Raw genomic sequence first — 17682 nt, forward strand, 5'->3', positions numbered from 1 at the left:
AATAATGATAATTCGAAATAAAAGCTAAGGATATTGTATGAGCCAACCTAAGATGGCCGAGACAAGTAACTACCGCACGTTTGTATTATGGCTACTCACATTAGCCTATATATTTAGTTTTATAGATCGCCAAATCATGGGCGCCTTATCTCCAAGCATCAAGGCCGACCTTGGTTTTGAAGACTGGCAACTAGGCCTCCTCAAAGGCTTTGGGTTCGCTTTACTCTACACCACGGTTGGCATACCAATAGCTTGGTTAGCTGACCGTTATAGCCGTACTAAAATCATCAGCATTTCAGTCTTTTTCTGGAGTTTATTTACGGCACTTACAGGCATGGCTAATAGCTTTACCAGCATGCTGATTGCCAGAACGGGGGTTGGCATTGGCGAAGCAGGCGGCTCGCCTCCATCGCACTCTATAATTTCAGACCTATACCCAAAAGAGAAACGTGCAAGTGCCCTTGGTGTCTATTCCTTAGGCATTCCAATTGGTATCGCCTTTTCCTACATCCTTGCCGGTATCTTGGTTGAGACCCTTGGTTGGCGAGGCACTCTCATCTCACTGGGCGTCGCTGGGATCGTTTTAGCGTTGATTATTGCGCTGGTAGTACGTGAACCCAAACGTGGGCAAATGGAGGGTGATAACATTGTCTTAGAGCCTGTTAGCATTGGAGAATCGATTAAAACCTTAGCCAAAATCCCGAGCTGGTGGGCAATGTGTATGGGTATCGCTTGGGTCAGCTTTGGAGGCTATGCCGTGGCTAACTGGGGAGTCGATTATATTGTGCGCTTTCTTCCTGAATACGCCCCCGGCGTCGGTAATGGTAAGTTTCGCTGGTTGATGTTAATGCTTGGCCTAGTTCACCTTGTTGGCTATGGCGCGGGCACTTACTATGGGGCTGTCATCACCGAAAAGTTAGCTAAAAAAAATATCAGTGCCTATGGTTGGCTACCGGGCGCGGTGCTAATAGTAGGCGTCCCAGCTCTGATTGGCGCATTTTGGGTACAAAATATATATCTTCATTTAGCACTGATAACTGTATATCTAATTTCGGCAGGTGTTTATTTAGGTCCTAGTTTTGCTGCAGCGCAAACGCTGGCACCGATTAACATGCGAGCCATGTCCACAGCATTATTCTTTTTAATATTGAATCTGATAGCCCTTGGCGGAGGCCCAACCTATATTGGTCTAGCAAGCTCTGCGTTAACAGAACAGTATGGAGAAGTGCATGCGTTACGCTTATCGATTACGTCATTAATAGTTCCCTATATCATCTCCATCATTGCCTTCTTTTGGGCCGCCAAAACGCTACCTAAAGATTGGGCTGAGGCTGAAGCGCGTAATGAGAAAATGGTGAATAGTAGCAAATCAGCATCTACTTGAGTCAAATATCGCTTTAGCGCCGCTCAAGTTAGTCAAACAAAAAAGACTGCAACTTTAAGAAGGTAGCGGTCTTTTACTTTTAATGCGCCAAGGTAATATAATTTGCTATCTAAATGGCTCCTCCTGACTACTAAGTAAAGAATAATAGACATACGCTTATATACATATGGGTCATTTGACCTATGTGAATTCACACTAACATTTGGTATTTTCGCGCCCATTATAATAAACCAATAGGTAGCAGTACTAATGTCTCAAAGCAAAAAAGCGATTTACTCATTGAATATAATAACCGCAACTCTTCTTTTAGGTTGCGGAGGTAGTTCTGAAGAATCTGTAGTTACTTTGCCCCAACAAGAGTTGGTTGCAAATCCATCATCCAGCAAAGTCTCATCTGCAGGTGTCATCACTGGCTTTGGCAGTGTTTATGTTGATGGAGTTAAGTATAAGACAGATGCCGCTGACATCAATATCAACGGAAAAAGTGGCTCTGACATATCATCATTGAAAGTGGGAATGCATGTGACCGTCACCTCTAGTGATGATGGCAGTGAATCCCCCGAAGCCTCAACAGTTAGTTACGAGTCTGAAGTGGAAGGAGTAGTTACTGCAATAGATCGCGGTAATCAGACGATTATCATAGCAGGTACATTAGTTTTCTATAACAACCTGACTCATTTCATTGATACTACTGAAGCTAACCTGACTCTGGGTCAGCGAGTAGAAGTAAATGGATATCTAGGACAGGACAATTCTTACCTAGCGACCATGATTAAACTGGACTCCGATACAAGCAATGACGACTCACAATACACCAGAGGATTAATTGAACAGTTAGATACAACGAATAGAACCTTTCGTCTGGATCAATTGACCATTAACTACAATTCTGCATCAGTTGAAGGAGAACTGAGTAATGGTGCTTTAGTTAAAGTAGCGGGTGTACTGACCAACCAAACGATGACTGCATCTAGCATTGAATTAGAGATGTTTGGCGGAAATAGCGACTCATCTTCTGATGACATCTCTCATTATGAATTAGAAGGTATGATATCTGCTTTTGATGCTACCAGCAGAATAATTACCGTAAATGGGTTTTCGTTTACACTGACAGATGCAGTTCAATATGAAGGTGGTACGGAAGATATTTTAGCAGCGGGTATATTTGTAGAGCTGAAATTATCCGACACCAAAGAGGTAGTGCGTATAGAGTTTGATTCTGAAAAATATCGTTTTGATGGTAAAATTAAGGGTGTTATTGAGCAGATTGATTTAGATAATCAATTAATTACCGTGCACGGCGTAGAGTATCAGATTGGCACGACAACACGATTTGAAGATGATGATGAGCAATATTTCAGTTTACTGAACCTACAAGTTGATGATTTTGTTGAATTAGTATTTGCTAAGATTGATGAAGTTAATGTCATACAGCGAATTGAGCGAGAAGACAGAGACGAATTTAACGATGAGTGGGAAATTGAAGGGCCTATCAGTGCATACGATGTTGATACTTCGTCAATCACTGTGAATGGTGTAAGTATTCTTTTGAATAGTAACAGTCTATATCTAAATCAAGGTATTGTTATCGAGGTGGATGATTTCTTTACTGGGTTAGCATTAGGTACATTTGTTGAGATAGAAGGCTATTATGATAGTAATGCTCAACTCGTTATTGAAAAGCTTAAACTGGGAAAAGCTGATGAAGCTGATGATTCATCAGATGACCAGAATGACTCATCAGACGATCAAGATGATTCGTCTAATGATGATACTGCTCAGGGTTATGTAGAAATTGAAGGTCGTGTATCTGAGTTGTTATCAGCCACTAGCTTCACTCTTAATAACTATGAAATACGCTTAGATGAAAGCGCTAAATTAGAATTAAATGGTCAAAACGTCACTCTAGTTGACTTTATGAATGCGATCTCAGTTAATATCGCAGTAGAAGTCGAAGGTGTATGGGTCGAAAATACTTACATTCGAGTGACAGAAGCTGAAATCGAATCAAATAAAAATGACGATTAGACGCAAACGGGCATAACAGTCAAGCGAGGGTTTACTCTCGCTTTTTTTGAGTATTAAATGAATAAAGATAAAATAATATCGTTTAGCCTTATACTCATCATCGCCTTTAAGGTGGTGGATATTTATATCGATTTTAAAAGTGAAGTTAGCTACATCCATTTAGCACAAGAACTAACACTGGTTATTATTTCGTTAGGGCTTTTTATCTATCTAATGAAAGATATTTTTACACGAAGCGAACAAACTAAATATTTACTGCGACAATTACACTCGAGCCAAGTCCAACAAAAAATGCTCAGTGAGCAGTTACAAAGCAGTAAACACAGCTTTTTTGATGCAATTAACGCTCAGTTCGCTACTTGGAAGCTCACAGATGCAGAAAATGATATCGCTCTTTTTTTACTAAAAGGATTAACGACTTCTGAAATCGCTTTGCTAATGAAAAAATCCGAAAAAACGGTACGTAACCAGGCTTCATCTGTGTATAAAAAAGTCCAAGTAAGTGGGCGGCATGAGCTAGCTGCAATTTTCTTTGAATTTTTGGATGATGATTACCAACAATAATTTTATTACCGTTCACCTTGTTCTTACCAATATCCGATAAGTGCATAAGAAATTAAACGCCATACTGGAACAACTATTTGGTTTGGCAAATGAATAATATGCTTTTAAATATACAATTTAACGCTCACATTTACTTAAACATACTCGAAGGTACCTTTAATCGGGCTACAACAACTTGAACTAATTTTTTTGGCTCGCTCGGAGTTACCAAGGTTTGTTCTGGTTAAATGAAAGCGGAACACAAGTGAATGTTAAATGATGCAGCTCTCAAAGAGAGTAAGACGTTGTTCAACAATGCTAACTTAAAATCAAGGGTTTTTAAGCAGTCTTTGAGCATGACTCAATACATCCTCTTACTATTAAATTTTGTTCTGCACCAAATAGACTTTTATTCTTACCCGACTGCTGTAAATGGGCAACCGGTGTGTCTGACGGCTCAAGTCGCTTAGCTTCAATAATATTTCATATCTGCCAAGCATCATCAGCTTTCCAGTGAGATATCCATTCTGGAATATCACTAGCAGGCATGGGCTTTGCGATACCATAGCCTTGTGCCAAATCGCAGCCTAGTTGCAACAGGGCCGTGCCATGTGCAATGGTTTCCACTCCTTCAGCAATCACGTCACGTTTGAATGACTTAGCTAAAGCAATCACACCTTCAACAATGGCCAAATCATCAGCATCAATCAACATGTCGCGCACAAAACTCTGGTCTATCTTAATTAAGTTTGCGGGTAATCGTCTAAGGTAAGTCAGCGATGAATAACCTGTACCAAAATCATCTAATGCAAAATTTACGCCCAGCGTCATACAATCATTCATGATTGTTGAGACATGATTAACATCATTTAAAGCACTGGTTTCCAAAACCTCAAGCTCTAAATAATGTGGTTCAACATCGGGGTGAGCTGCTAGCAATGCCCTTAGCCTCTGTGTAAAGTCCGGTTGCTGTAATTGTACGGCTGCAATGTTTACGCTGATGCTTATAGGGAGGTTAATCCCTGTCTTTTGCCATTGGCTGATTTGTGTCAGTGCTGTATCAATAACCCACTCACCCATTTCAATACTCATGGGGTTATTCTCAATCACAGGCAAAAACTCGATTGGATTTAGCACCCCTCTTTGTGGATGTTGCCAGCGAATAAGCGCCTCAACCCCTGACACCGTGCCTGTGCGCATATTAACCTTAGGCTGATAATAAAGCACAAATTGGTGATTATCTAATGCGCTACGAATAGCTTCTAAGCTTTCCCGCTGCACTTTGACAGCGTCATCTTGAGCCGTATCAAATAAGTGATATCGGTTTTTACCCGATTCTTTAGCCAAATACATGGCTTGGTCGGCATGTCGCATAAGCTGGTCTGCATCTACATTATCTTGAGGGTAAAGGGTGACACCAATACTAGCGGATACATTTAATACCACATCACCGACTGTAACAGGTGTTGAGGTAGCCTGTAATAATCGCTCTAATACTGGTTCACAATCTTCAACTGAGGTTAACTCAGCTAATACAGCAACAAATTCATCACCGCCGATACGGGCTAAGCTATCTTCTTTACGTAACGCCTTTTTCATAAGAACTGAGAGAGCAATCAGCAATTCATCACCGACATCATGCCCATAAGTATCATTCACCTGTTTAAACCCATCTAAATCTAGAAAGACCACAGCAAGTGACTGTTCGTGGCGGCTACACTGCAACATGGCTTGAGATAGTCGGTCTGCCAGTAATACACGATTTGGCAGATTGGTGAGTAAGTCGAAATGAGCAATACGTTCCAATTGCCCCTGATGTTCTTTCAAGGAGGTAATGTCAGTGCATAATGAAACGTAGTGTTGCAGGAGACCAGCAGCATTCTTCACGGCGCTAATGGTAAGCATTTCGGGGTAGATTTCACCATTTTTACGACGATTCCATATCTCTCCTCGCCAATGGCCTTGTGTTAGTAGCGCGTCCCACATGTCTGCATAAAACGCTGGCGATTGACGCCCAGATTTAAGAATTTTTGGATTTTTGCCTAACACTTCCTCAGCAGAGTAACCAGTAATGCGGCTGAAAGTCTCGTTTACATCAACAAGGATCCCCGCGGCATCGGTGATCATGATCCCTTCTCCAGCGTGGGTAAAGACGCTGGCAGCGAGTTCTAGCTTTTCTTCAGTCCGCTTGCGTTGGGTAATATCATGAATGACCCCTACCAGGAAATACTTACCTTTGGGATCTATAAATCGATTTTTCTTTGTCACAATGATCTTAGTTTGTACATCACCAATGGTAAGTGTCTCTTCGCATAAAACCTCTTTTCCGTCTTCTAATACTTTCCTATCTATAGATAAAAAATATTCCCTCTCGCTCGGCGGCACTTTTTCGGCAAGGGTTTTGCCGATTATTTGGCTCCTAGGTAACCCAAAGAGGCTACAAAATGCGTCATTGACAAGCAGCAACCTACATTCCTCGTCCTTTACGAATATTGGGTCTTGGGTATTATTGAAAATCACATTGAGATACATCTCAATATGCTGGGAATTTTCTTCAAATGGACTTAACACAGTTATATCGGTGTTCTTATTTGGCTTCATAATAAACACTTCCCTGTTAGGTAATTCACTTAAGTGATATACAAGAATGCGGCTTAACATTTTAAAGATTTAATGTTCGTAGGATACCTATGATATACCTTCGATTTAATCCCCAAAAGGTTGAATAAGAACTCTACAGCCAATCTTGAGTTTTTACAATTTGAAGTCTTCTTTAATCATGTGCCATTAAGTGACTCTTGGGTTAAGCTACACCAACCTTTGCCTAGTAGTTCCTATTAATCCTCATTTGGCTTTTGCACCTTCATGTTTGAAAGTTGTTGGTTCAATTTTTCGATATCTTTCTTGATAACCATTTCCTTTTCATCTGAAGCGTCGGTAAGTTTTTGTTGAAGTGTTGCGACCTGCTCTTTTATTTGTTCTTTTTCAGTCTCTATCTTTTCAGCTTCCTCCGCTTTATCGAAAACAATGGCTTCAACAGCGTGTGTATTCTGTTCTTTTTTAACCTTTTGTTTTGTTGGGATAACTTTACTGCCGTCTGGCATGGGACGTTGATTCATATAACTGGGAGACATAATTTCAATTTGATTATCGTGCAATACATCCAATACTTCTCTGTTTAGACGAGTTCTGGAGCTGATCAAACTTTTTACGTCTTCTAATTTTCCACTGACCTTGTAAACAACCGAAAAATCTCCTAATTCAACGATATGTATAAATGCGTCAGTCAAACCACAGTTAGTAGCAGCTTGTGTAAGTAAATCATCGACTTTGGAATGATGAATATCGTATCCAAGTGACAGGGTAGTGAAAATAATAGTCCCGGAGGATCGGGTCACCGAGATAGGCCGTGTGATCATGAAAGTATTGGGTAATGCAACCAGATCGCGTACCTCGGTTTGAATTTCTGTATCTAACAAACCTCGTTCCACCACTCGACCAAAAAAATCATCGACTTGGATAAAATCTCCTGCACGAAACGGTTTGGTAACGCGCAGCATTATGCCTGCTAATAAATTAGCAAAAATGGTACTAGAGGAGAAGGCAAAAATACCAGAAATAACAAGCCCAACTAATCCGATGATCTGATTGCGTGAACTTTCACTGACCGGCAAAGCTAATATCACCGTTAGTACGCCAGCAATGGTCAAACCAAGCATGCTAAGCTGTCTAGAAAATAACTTTTCGTTACCTAAGTCATCTTGTCTCTTAATTAATACAATATGTGCCAACCACAAAATGAAAACAACTATAATTAGGGTTAATAATAAAGGCAAAAAAACGTCAACAACGTTAATGATTTTTTCAGTGATAGGCATGCTTTTCTCTGTTATTTGTGTGGGCTAATTAACTACATCTATTAGCGAGTAATAGTTCCAATATTATTGGAAATTATCTTATGAAGATAAAGTAAAAACAAACCACCAAGGATACAATAAAATTGAGGTGGGCTTTGTAGACACTGAACCACTATATAACTCTGAGTTACCCATAAGGTAAAGTGAGTATTGTCTGATTCTAAGTCTGTTGTATAGGGCATAAATAGCGTTTATCCTCACTATACTAAATCAAATTAAAATTGGAATACCTGCATGTTTGAGATTGACACTGATTATTTGATCGTTGGCGCGGGCGCACTTAGCTTATCCTTTGCGGATTCGTTGCTCGAATATGGCGATGGACATATCACCTTTGTCGATCAGCATGCAAAGCCCGGTGGGCACTGGAATGTTGCTTACCCATTTGTGACGCTACATCAACCTAGCGCAACTTATGGGCTCAATTCCATGAGCCTTGGGGATGATCTTATCGATACAGATGGTCCCAATAAAGGTTTTTACCAACTTGCCACGGGAACACAAGTACTGGGTTATTTTGAGCGTGCAATGCAAGAGCGTTTCATCCCAAGCGGGCGCGTTAGTTACTATCCTATGTCTAAGTATCAAGCAGGCTCTAACGGCGAGCACACCATTGTATCCAGTATTTCTGGTAAAAAAACCCGCGTAAATATTCGCCGTAAACTGGTCGATGGCAGTGCCTGGACTGCCTCTGTGCCTGCCACTCACAAACGCAAATTTGAAATTGCTGATGGCGTGCGTTTAACCACACCGGGCAAACTGCCCGAAGCATGGATCACTGATGCGAAGGCCCCTGGGCATTACGTCATAATGGGTGGTGGAAAAACCGCCATGGATGTTGGCGTTTGGCTTATGAACATGGGTGTTGAAGCCTCAAAAATAAGTTGGGTGCGTCCTCGTGAAACTTGGTTGATCAACCGTGCTTCTACTCAGCCCGGCTCAAAGTTCGCTAAGAACAGTGTGGGTTGGCAGTTAGAACAAATGCGCATTGGCGCAACAGCCTCTAACGGCGATGAAATATTCCTGCATTTAGAAAAACATGGGCATATGTTCCGACTTGACCAGAGTAGCCTGCCAAGCAAATTTCATTATCCGACGATATCCCAGGGCGAAGTCGATTTACTACGACAAATCGAACATGTGATTAAAATCGGACGGGTAAACTTAATTGAGCCCGGCGTTTTGCATGGGGTGGATGGTGATGCAGAAGTGCCAGCTGATTCGTTATTTATTGATTGCACCGCAACTGCCGCAACACGCTCAGCAGTGTCGCCAATCTGGGAAGGTGACCGTATAACACCTGCAATTCTGCAAGTCCCCTTGGTCTCTCTTAGCGCATCAGTCGCAGGATTTATAGAGGCAACGTTCAACACCAATGAGGAAAAAAACGCCCTCGCCATTCCAATACAAATGACAGATACCCCTGCAGATTATCCCCAGGCCATGCTGGGCAATGTGATGAACCGAATGCTTTGGTCGCAGAACCCTGCAATCATGAATTTCCTCAACACCGCGCGCCTTGATCCTGCACAGCGAATGAGGAATGCTCTGGGCGATGTCAGCGAAAATGTCCGGCATGACGCTGGTCAAATCCGTTCAGCGACAATGGCCGCATTGCCAAACTTAAAGACGTTAGTGGCAAAAAATCATACGCCAAGAGTCTGCTAGGTCTTGTCTAGTCTCGGCCATTGGTATTGGCTTAATGCGTATCCTGTGACAAATATGTGAGTGAATAGTCTGCATTCGTTAGCGTCTAATCTTGTATTTTCCTTTTAATCCTAAGTGGATCGTCCACATAAATCCACTGAGGGTTAACCACAATGCGGCAATTGCCAAGAACATATTCTGAATATTATTGAAGCTGCCATTGTTACCATAATCCATAAAATGCAGCATAAAGAAAATATCAGCCAAGCGTTTATGCTCATCACTATGCCCGACAATCCTTCCTGAGTTCGTCTCAATAAAGACATTGGTATCAATAACATCATCAAAGTATATTTGCCAAACGGGATTTTGTTGCTTAGGAAAGTCTGGAATAGTTGGTTCTAGCAGTTTAATTTCGGCGATTTCCCCCGGCCCATTATAAGAACGTTTGGCTATTTCAGCGGCTACTTTTTCATCAATTAAGAACTGTTGACTAGTATAAGCATCCACTAATGTATATGTATTTTTAAAATGCGAATAAAGCCCCTTCTCATGTGTCAGTTGATAAAAAGGTTTATCCAAGATGTGTATTAACTCTATAGCCACACTCGATTGATGTTTTAACAACACCATTGAAGGTTCAACCAGACGCTCAGTATCAAGTGGATTTTGGTAGTTGACGTGGGCCTGATAAGTACGGCCTGCAGCTTTAGTAGCATCCATTAAATTGAAATAAATACCACTAAGTAACCACACTAAAAATTGTATACCAACCACAATAGATGCCCATTTATGAAATTTTCTTACCCACTTCATTATAAGACACCTCGCGGCTTATTCTTGTTGGATACGGCTTTATTTTTAAATGGTTTTACAACTAAAAACCAGGTCATTATCAGCCCTAACAAACACCCCAAAATGGCAAAAAACGCCACAACGAACAGCAACCAATTACCGACATCCTCTGCATCTCCATAGTCCATAACATGAAACCGAAACATCCAGTCAAACAAACGCCAAAATGTGTGACGTTTGCCAACAAGTTCTCCGGTTGCTTGAGAAATATAAATAGAGGGTGCGCCGAAGTCATCAAAATTAATACGCCAAGCAGGCAATACTCGAAGGCTTAGTTCAAAAGGAGGATTGTCAGTAATTAATACCACACTTTTCACCTTGCCCAATCTTGAATAATAATGAGCCGCTGCAATGGCTTTTGACTCTGATATCGGTGAAAGTGTTTTCCCAGAACGAGCATCCAGCAAAAACTGTGCAGGTCCCTTTTCAGTGTTGACCACGAAACGATAAACGGTTTGCTGTAAAAATGTCGATAGGCGAATATTTTCTGCACTGGGGTATTCGCTAAACAAGGTACTTAAGGAATACTGAATATCATGTGGATTGATCTTATCTTGGTGATTAACCACAAGGGTATCGCCATGAATATAATCGATGTCAAAAAAGACCATATACGCACCGGTCATCGACCAAATAACGAATTGAATACCGATAAAAAGCATGAGCCATTTATGGATCTTACGGCTCGTTTTTAGTAATTTTTTTACGTTAGTATATTGTTTTAATTTTCTTTTTATAGTCACAAGTATTGATTCTTATATTAAATTTACTTTTTCATTATTTTCAACATTCGACATCATAATAAATACCATAGTGATATGGACAATGACTACATACTCATTCATGGCCCCCCCTTATATGCAGGATTTCTTGTAAACGCTTGATAATTGATTACGCACCGTTTTATCGGATAAATTTCTGTATCGGGCAATTTCTTTGCTATTAAATCCTTTTAAAATATACCATGCTACCTCGGACTCACTTTCAGACAGATACCAGACAACAAATTGTTTGGCGATCACTTCCCCAAATTCCTTTTTCGCTTTAGCTAAATTTTCAACTGCTTTAGCTGAAAGCATGCTCATTTGAGCCATATCAACTTGTAATTGTTTATTATGACGTCGATGTTTTAATACTTGGCAATTCAAACGAATCAGAATAATTAGAGCAAACACTAAAATGACCGCTTCCTGCGCGAGATGAAATATTTTCGAGTCTTGGCTAATATCGGCTAAAACATCTAAAATTCTCGCTAATACTACAACCAAAAAAAGGCCCTTGTTAACTACAAATGCAACGTATCTTTACCCCAAGATACCATGGTACACCGGTCCTAATAGCTAGAAAATCATCTCCAGAAAGCAGTTGGGACAAATGGCCCATTTATCCGAAAGTATGATCAAATTAGATTGTATCACTCTAATTTTTAATTATTTTTTGTTTGGAGATTAAAACATGACTAGTACATCGATTAAAGTATAGGACCTGTTTATCCGATTTTTTCACTGGACAATGGTCGTCACATTTCTCACCCGTTATCTGACTGAAGGAGAAACTAATGTACACTTCTATTCAGGCTGGTACATTTTATTACTACTGAGTCTTCGCGTGATTAGGGGATTTATCGGCACCAAATATGCGCGATTTAGATATTTTGTAAAAACTCCTTCGGTGGTTTTGAAATATGTTCGGATATTGGTTTCAAACACCAATGTTTTGATAAAAAGATATCGGTCACAACCCATTGGGTGGATTGATGGTTATCGCCTTGATCCTGTCGTTAACATTAACCTGCATCAGCGTTGTCATGGTATGCACTTCTGAAGGCAAGCGTTTTATGACTTTGTTACAAGATATTGACGAACACAAACAACATCTTATTGAAAATTTCGCCGGTGATGTATATGAAGAAAGCGATGAAAAATTCTGGGAAGAAACTCATCAATTATTATCTAATTTAACGTTATTCTTGATCTTGCTGCTTATCGCTGGTGTTATTTTGAGTAGCCTTTTACAGCGGCAACACCTCATTAAATCGATGGTTTACAACAGTAAAAAAATTCGACAAAGAATGACATACTAAAAAATAAGCACTCATTATCAATGAAAACTAGCGGACTAAGTACCTTATACCGAACACTCTTGGCCCGTCAGTTTCATATGAAAGTTAAACAGTCAGCGATACTTATCGTACCTTTAACAGTTAGCTTACTGCTTGACGGTAAGTTGATTATTAATAGTGTGAGCACCGTCAATCTCTCGGGCAAGTTTAAGCGCCGCATCGATTTGGCTCTGGGAATCGACAACACCCGATATGCGAACATCACCTTTGCGTGAAACGACATCGATATCAAACGCCTCAAAGCCAGGGATCGACAGAAACGCTATCTGAACCTTTTGGCTCACTTCACTATCAGGAACGCTTGAGCTCTTCGACGAAGTCGGTATCAAAACGTTCAGAGCTTCTGAGGGCTTATTGCAACCCATTAACAGTAAAAGGACGACTGCCGAGAGACTCAATCGCACCTTTAGATAATTTTTGTTCATATGTTTGCCTTTAGTATTAAGTAAGCGTGACCAGTAATGATTTTAACTTTACTACAATCAAGAGTTGAGGGTTATTTGTTGTTAAATTTTTGCACATTCCTGATAGCCAGAATTCCTATGAGTACACCGCTCGTTGAGAACCTGTCTCGTATTGTTATTGACTCTAGTGGGAATAGGATTAATTGTCTCTGGTGGCCATTCCTCACAGACGTGCCATGGGGAAAATGAGTACATTGACCTTGTCAACACTCTTCTTTTTTGACAAAAACTTAACGCTGAACGCTTTATAATGAGCATAATTATTGTGTCTTCTTGTTCGACGCAATAGAAGATAAACACTCTCTTACATAAATATAGTCTGCACGTAATAAGCGTTACGTACTCAAGGTCACTTTTGGTTCTTTAATTAAGAGCAATGAATGTAAATGGTAAGGTTTTAGTAACACCAACAATGAAAAGCCTATAAAAAATTATTATGAACCTGCAATACTTCTGAAACCTAGCGCCTTCTATTTATTCTTTGCAGCGCGGTTATTGTCCAAAAATCGGATTTAAGTTCATTCAAGCCCTGAGTCGCTTCATAGAAGTGCCTGCACGTTATAAATTATAAAGTGCCCAAGGTTTGATATAGATGCAAAATCACAAAGGCGCTCAATAATGAGTCGGATAACGTCCATTAAAAACGACACTTATAAATCTAACTTTTCTGGGCTGCATTTTTAAACTGTGTTGTAAATGCAGGGCAATTTTCTAAAGAAAATTTTATATTTTTCGAGAATATCCATCAGATACTCGAATTAAATGAATCAAACTCGGAATAAACATACCAGTAAAATCTCACTGTGGCATGGTCCCCGCAATACAACCAATTCAGTTAAGTTGCTTTTTGTTATTCTTTATTCTCACAATCACTAGCGCTTTGGTGATCCATATATAACCTAATCTATGGTCGCAAGAATGCATACGCTGGAGAATAAAGCAGCTAGCTGAGTAAACTCAACGTCAGTGGCTGAAGATAGTGTCGGCTGCCCTGTCGCAACACAGAACGGTAAAGCACATTGAAACGAAGGGCTGTGGTTATGAAAAACAAATGCCTAAGATGATAGGCATTCAACTCTTATTAACTTTTTATTGGGCTCATAGCTACGCCTAACCTTGTCCTAGTTGTCGTTACTGTACTGTTCTTCTACTGCCATTTTAGGTGTGCGGTCTGAGCGAAACACTCCCCAGTTTTTCTCAGCAATACCCTCAGGCTGGTCTTCGCCGCCTTTCCACTTTTCGTCGAAGGCTTCAAAATAGTAAGACACAATATGATTGGCTATTAGCCACTGTCGGTATGCGTCATAAAAGACTTTTTGGGCGCTTTCGCTAGCTTCACCGATGATCAAACTTTCGTCACCATTACTTGTAATAGCGCTGGTTGCCCAACCTGATTCACCTAACACAATCTGCTTGCTGGGGTGCAGTGTTTGAATATCATGGAAGGTCTTCTCAGTCCAAGGCAAAGCATTTTCGAGGGTTTGTGAATTCCACATTGCGTAGGCATGCAACACAATATAATCCAGTGCTTGTGCTATTTCTTGGCTCCATGGCTTATTCCAAAAATTATAGTCATCGGCTAGTGTTACTGGCACTTGCGTCTCTGTTTGCACTTTTTTAACCCATCCTAAATACTTTGGGTAGTCAGATATTGCCAGTTTATGTGCTGACCAGTCGACAAAAATTTCATTGCCAAGATTGACTGTCACCACAATGTCTGGGTATTCATTGGCGAAACGAATGACCTCTGAAATTTGTTGCTCGTTTTCTTCGTCAGTCTGAGTAGAAGATAACCAAGCGCCTTGCATGACCTTGACGGGTAAGTTGTGTTTTTTAATTGTCTTTAATACTTGTTCACTAGCCGCATCAGCCGCATACATGCGGATGAGATTCCAGGATATATCCTTGTCAGCAGTCAATAACATCATGTCTTGCAGAATGTCTTTCTCAGAGGAAACACTGTCTTTGCTTGGGCTCTCACCGTCACGATAAGAGCCATAAGATATACCTATACCAATCCATTTATCATTTATTCTGGGTTCAAATACTGTCTTGATGTTCGAAGAGTCATGGATTTTTGTTGTCATACTAATCGCCTGAAAATGAAAGCCCGTCAATATTAATATCATAGTGATAAAAGATAATAATTTCATATTGTAATTCCCACAATCCGAATGCTGTATTGATATCTCACTCTAGTTAATCGAAATTGAGGCATAGTTATCAAGTTATTTACGCTGTAACGGACTTTTATCCAGTTTATTAGGGTGAGTAATGGCTACTAGCAATTAATTTAGTGAAAAATAAAATGACAGTTAGGTTATTTAATCAAAATACCGAATGATAGCTTCGCCCCAAACAATCAACAAAAAGCTAAGTGCGATAAATACCGCCGATGACCCCAAGTCTTTAGCCCGACCAATTAAAGCATGGCGCTCTAGCGTGATGCTATCGGCTAAAGCCTCCAGTGCCGAGTTGACGACTTCAGCAAAAAGAACAAACAAGATTGAACCGAATAACAGAAGCCAATGATTGGAGGAGTCTGCCAATAGAAAAGTCATAGGCATAAGTACAATCGCCATAATCAGTTCTTGGCGAAAAGCCGACTCATGTGTCCAAGCAGCTCTAAATCCATAATAAGAACAAATGGTAGCCTTGAAGATCCGCTTTATTCCAATACCGTTTTGTTTGTTAGTTAAAGTGGGCACTGCATCTCCTATGGCTTATGACAATTAAAAGGATTGTTTGATTTGTAATCGCCATTCCCAAGCATCGACATTTTCTGATGTTGCGAAGGGCTTAGCAATATCCATATGGATAACACTCTTATGGCTTGAGCGAGAGGAATAGAGCCTTACCCCAATACCAACACTGCTGAGTATTGAGTCGGTTTCATTGAACTTAACCTGCTCCCCTGACCATGCTTTACCCGCATCAGCAAAAGCAACAAAACCCACATCGAGAATTTTTAAAATATTATAGTCACTATAAAATCGTGCCTCGATTGAACCTGTTAAGAGGTGATTGCCATGTTGATATTGCAAAGGGTACCCTCTTACCCCGTTTTCATCGCCGATGGAAATTGGCCTATCTAACAAGATGTTTTTGGAAACTATGCCAGAAGCTCGGGTATAAAAACCTATCAGGTCGGTATAACGTTTAAAATACTCAATGTTACCGGCTAACAGCAAATTGTCGGGATTAAGCGTATTCAAATCACCTTCACCTTCAAGTGAAAGAAGCATCAAACCGTCATTGATTTCAAATCCTTTACTAGACTGTAGAGTAAAGTGATAACCCACATCGCTACCTTGTGATAGATCGTTTAGTTCCAACCCCAATTTAAATTCATGATGCCAGCCCAGATTGATGTCTTCAGTTTGGTTGATTAAATAGATGTCGTACATGGTTTTGAATTTGCGCTCTAGGTATTCAATACCAACCCAAGGATATTGATAGTCTCGATTGTCAGGTAAAAACAAGGAGTCTGCATCTGTCAGTATATTGTTAGGCTCAAACAGCATAGATTCGTCGACATAACCGATTTTTATTCGAGTGGTATTATTATCCTCAGCTCCCAATTGCCACCCAGTTGCTAACGCATAGCGATGGCTTTGCACATTAAAGCTGTTTCTAGTCAGTCCATTTTGGTAAATATCCATGGTTTTTTCATCCGACAAATAAGACACATTAAACATGCTCTGTGAGCGAAGGTGATAAAAAGGTTTGTCAAAACCTAGGTAGGTACGTTGCCCATCGTCATTGTCTAAAAAGTCTACCATAACAGTGGAAAATGGAATCAAAGGAAAAGCAGATTTGAGGGTGAACTGATAACCACTGCGCTGTTCGTCACTGTTGTACTTTGCTCTGGCACGAATACCTGAACCCAAAATATTATCTTCTTTTACCCCAAGGGAGAGTTTGTTTTCACCTCCTTTACGTCCAAAACTGACAGTAGGGATAAGTGACCAATTGTCCCATGTTTGTATTTCCACCTCGGTAGGCTCATTGATGTTGCAAGATTCTTTAAAGGTGATTTTTGCATCGCGGATATAAGCTTGACTACGGATTATTCTCTCTGCTTCAAGCAAGTCATCCCCATCCAAAGTGTCCCCTTCTTTAAAAGGCAGACGTTCTTTAATCACATCCTCTTTGGTATTGACATGCATCCAATTAGCTAAGGTATGAATGGCCATTGAATCTTGATCTGACTCATCAAAAATAGCGCGGGTGGTAATATGTATTTTGCCTATTTGGCGTTTTATATCAGAATTTTTTTCGGTTGTTGTTGAGGGGGCATCAGGCTTTTGACACCCAAGTTGATTATTCAAAATACGATTTTCATCAGCCTGAGAAAGGCCTGCAAGTAACGTTAAGAAAACCACACTGACAACAGAGATCATTTGTTTGTGATTAATGAACATCATATAACCTATATGTTATGTTTCTGTAAGCTTGAAAAGGCCATATTGGGTGTGCTATGGCTTTATATGCAAAGTCTCTAACGAGCTCACGGGGGATGAGTCGCATCAGAATCACAACTAACGGCGCCAATAACGCCCACAAAAATCCATCAACTGCTATAACCCAATCAAGCTGCCATAGAGTAAACGCTAAACGCGCGCGAGTTAACAACACTAAGCCACAGGTAACAAAACCTAGAATAAGATAAATCCAACGAAGATGACCACAAGCCAAAACCACTGCCTTACTATTGCTGAA

14 protein-coding genes are annotated in these 17682 nt (G+C 40.3%); 5 read left to right on the top strand and 9 right to left on the bottom strand.

Annotation, left to right across the window (positions count from 1 at the left end; all coding sequences use genetic code 11):
• Positions 1–52: 52 nt before the first annotated feature.
• The 3 genes from CXF95_RS02960 to CXF95_RS02970 all read left to right on the top strand — a co-directional run bounded on the left by CXF95_RS02960 (position 53) and on the right by CXF95_RS02970 (position 3976).
• The gene (locus tag CXF95_RS02960) at positions 53–1384 is read left to right on the top strand and encodes an MFS transporter (protein ID WP_101197452.1); all 1332 of its coding nucleotides are present in this window, start codon (positions 53–55) and stop codon (positions 1382–1384) included.
• A gap of 249 nt (positions 1385–1633) precedes the next feature.
• Positions 1634–3412: a DUF5666 domain-containing protein gene (locus CXF95_RS02965; protein WP_101197318.1), complete on the top strand. Its 1779-nt coding sequence runs from the start codon at positions 1634–1636 to the stop codon at positions 3410–3412.
• Between the two features lie 57 nt (positions 3413–3469).
• Positions 3470–3976, top strand: coding sequence for a LuxR C-terminal-related transcriptional regulator (locus tag CXF95_RS02970; RefSeq protein ID WP_101197319.1), 507 nt, complete (start codon positions 3470–3472; stop codon positions 3974–3976).
• 462 nt (positions 3977–4438) lie between these two features.
• Here CXF95_RS02970 and CXF95_RS02980 read toward each other — a convergent pair whose 3' ends face one another.
• Positions 4439–6556, bottom strand: a complete 2118-nt coding sequence (locus CXF95_RS02980) for a GGDEF and EAL domain-containing protein (RefSeq protein ID WP_101197453.1) — start codon at positions 6554–6556, stop codon at positions 4439–4441.
• A 236-nt stretch (positions 6557–6792) separates the two neighbouring features.
• Positions 6793–7833 carry a mechanosensitive ion channel domain-containing protein gene (locus tag CXF95_RS02985; RefSeq protein ID WP_101197321.1) on the bottom strand — a complete coding sequence of 347 codons (1041 nt, stop codon included), beginning with the start codon at positions 7831–7833 and terminating at the stop codon, positions 6793–6795.
• Positions 7834–8106: 273 nt separating this feature from the next.
• Here CXF95_RS02985 and CXF95_RS02990 point away from each other — a divergent pair, with 273 nt between their 5' ends.
• Positions 8107–9540 carry a hypothetical protein gene (locus tag CXF95_RS02990; RefSeq protein WP_101197322.1) on the top strand — a complete coding sequence of 478 codons (1434 nt, stop codon included), beginning with the start codon at positions 8107–8109 and terminating at the stop codon, positions 9538–9540.
• A 78-nt stretch (positions 9541–9618) separates the two neighbouring features.
• Here the strand turns inward: CXF95_RS02990 and CXF95_RS31075 are convergent, their stop codons facing one another.
• The 3 genes from CXF95_RS31075 to CXF95_RS03005 all read right to left on the bottom strand — a co-directional run bounded on the left by CXF95_RS31075 (position 9619) and on the right by CXF95_RS03005 (position 11642).
• The gene (locus CXF95_RS31075; protein WP_101197323.1) at positions 9619–10335 is read right to left on the bottom strand and encodes a PepSY domain-containing protein; all 717 of its coding nucleotides are present in this window, start codon (positions 10333–10335) and stop codon (positions 9619–9621) included.
• Positions 10335–11117, bottom strand: coding sequence for a PepSY domain-containing protein (locus tag CXF95_RS31080; RefSeq protein ID WP_255418879.1), 783 nt, complete (start codon positions 11115–11117; stop codon positions 10335–10337). The genes CXF95_RS31075 and CXF95_RS31080 overlap by 1 nt, the downstream gene beginning before the upstream one ends.
• 111 nt (positions 11118–11228) lie before the next feature.
• Positions 11229–11642, bottom strand: coding sequence for a LuxR C-terminal-related transcriptional regulator (locus CXF95_RS03005; RefSeq protein ID WP_101197324.1), 414 nt, complete (start codon positions 11640–11642; stop codon positions 11229–11231).
• Positions 11643–12211: 569 nt separating this feature from the next.
• Between CXF95_RS03005 and CXF95_RS03010 the strand changes: the two genes are divergently transcribed.
• The gene (locus CXF95_RS03010) at positions 12212–12457 is read left to right on the top strand and encodes a hypothetical protein (RefSeq protein WP_157828052.1); all 246 of its coding nucleotides are present in this window, start codon (positions 12212–12214) and stop codon (positions 12455–12457) included.
• Between the two features lie 125 nt (positions 12458–12582).
• Here CXF95_RS03010 and CXF95_RS03015 read toward each other — a convergent pair whose 3' ends face one another.
• From CXF95_RS03015 to CXF95_RS03030, 4 genes are all read right to left on the bottom strand, one after another.
• Entirely contained in the window at positions 12583–12780 is a 198-nt protein-coding gene (locus CXF95_RS03015; RefSeq protein ID WP_232787618.1) for a BON domain-containing protein, read from the bottom strand.
• A 1301-nt stretch (positions 12781–14081) separates the two neighbouring features.
• Entirely contained in the window at positions 14082–15113 is a 1032-nt protein-coding gene (locus tag CXF95_RS03020) for a glycosyl hydrolase family 17 protein (RefSeq protein WP_101197326.1), read from the bottom strand.
• 171 nt (positions 15114–15284) lie between these two features.
• Positions 15285–15668, bottom strand: a complete 384-nt coding sequence (locus CXF95_RS03025) for a diacylglycerol kinase (protein WP_101197327.1) — start codon at positions 15666–15668, stop codon at positions 15285–15287.
• Positions 15669–15692: 24 nt separating this feature from the next.
• The gene (locus CXF95_RS03030) at positions 15693–17384 is read right to left on the bottom strand and encodes an outer membrane protein assembly factor (protein ID WP_232787620.1); all 1692 of its coding nucleotides are present in this window, start codon (positions 17382–17384) and stop codon (positions 15693–15695) included.
• Positions 17385–17682: the final 298 nt, after the last annotated feature.

This window comes from Paraglaciecola sp. MB-3u-78, assembly GCF_002835935.1.
GTDB lineage: Bacteria > Pseudomonadota > Gammaproteobacteria > Enterobacterales > Alteromonadaceae > Paraglaciecola.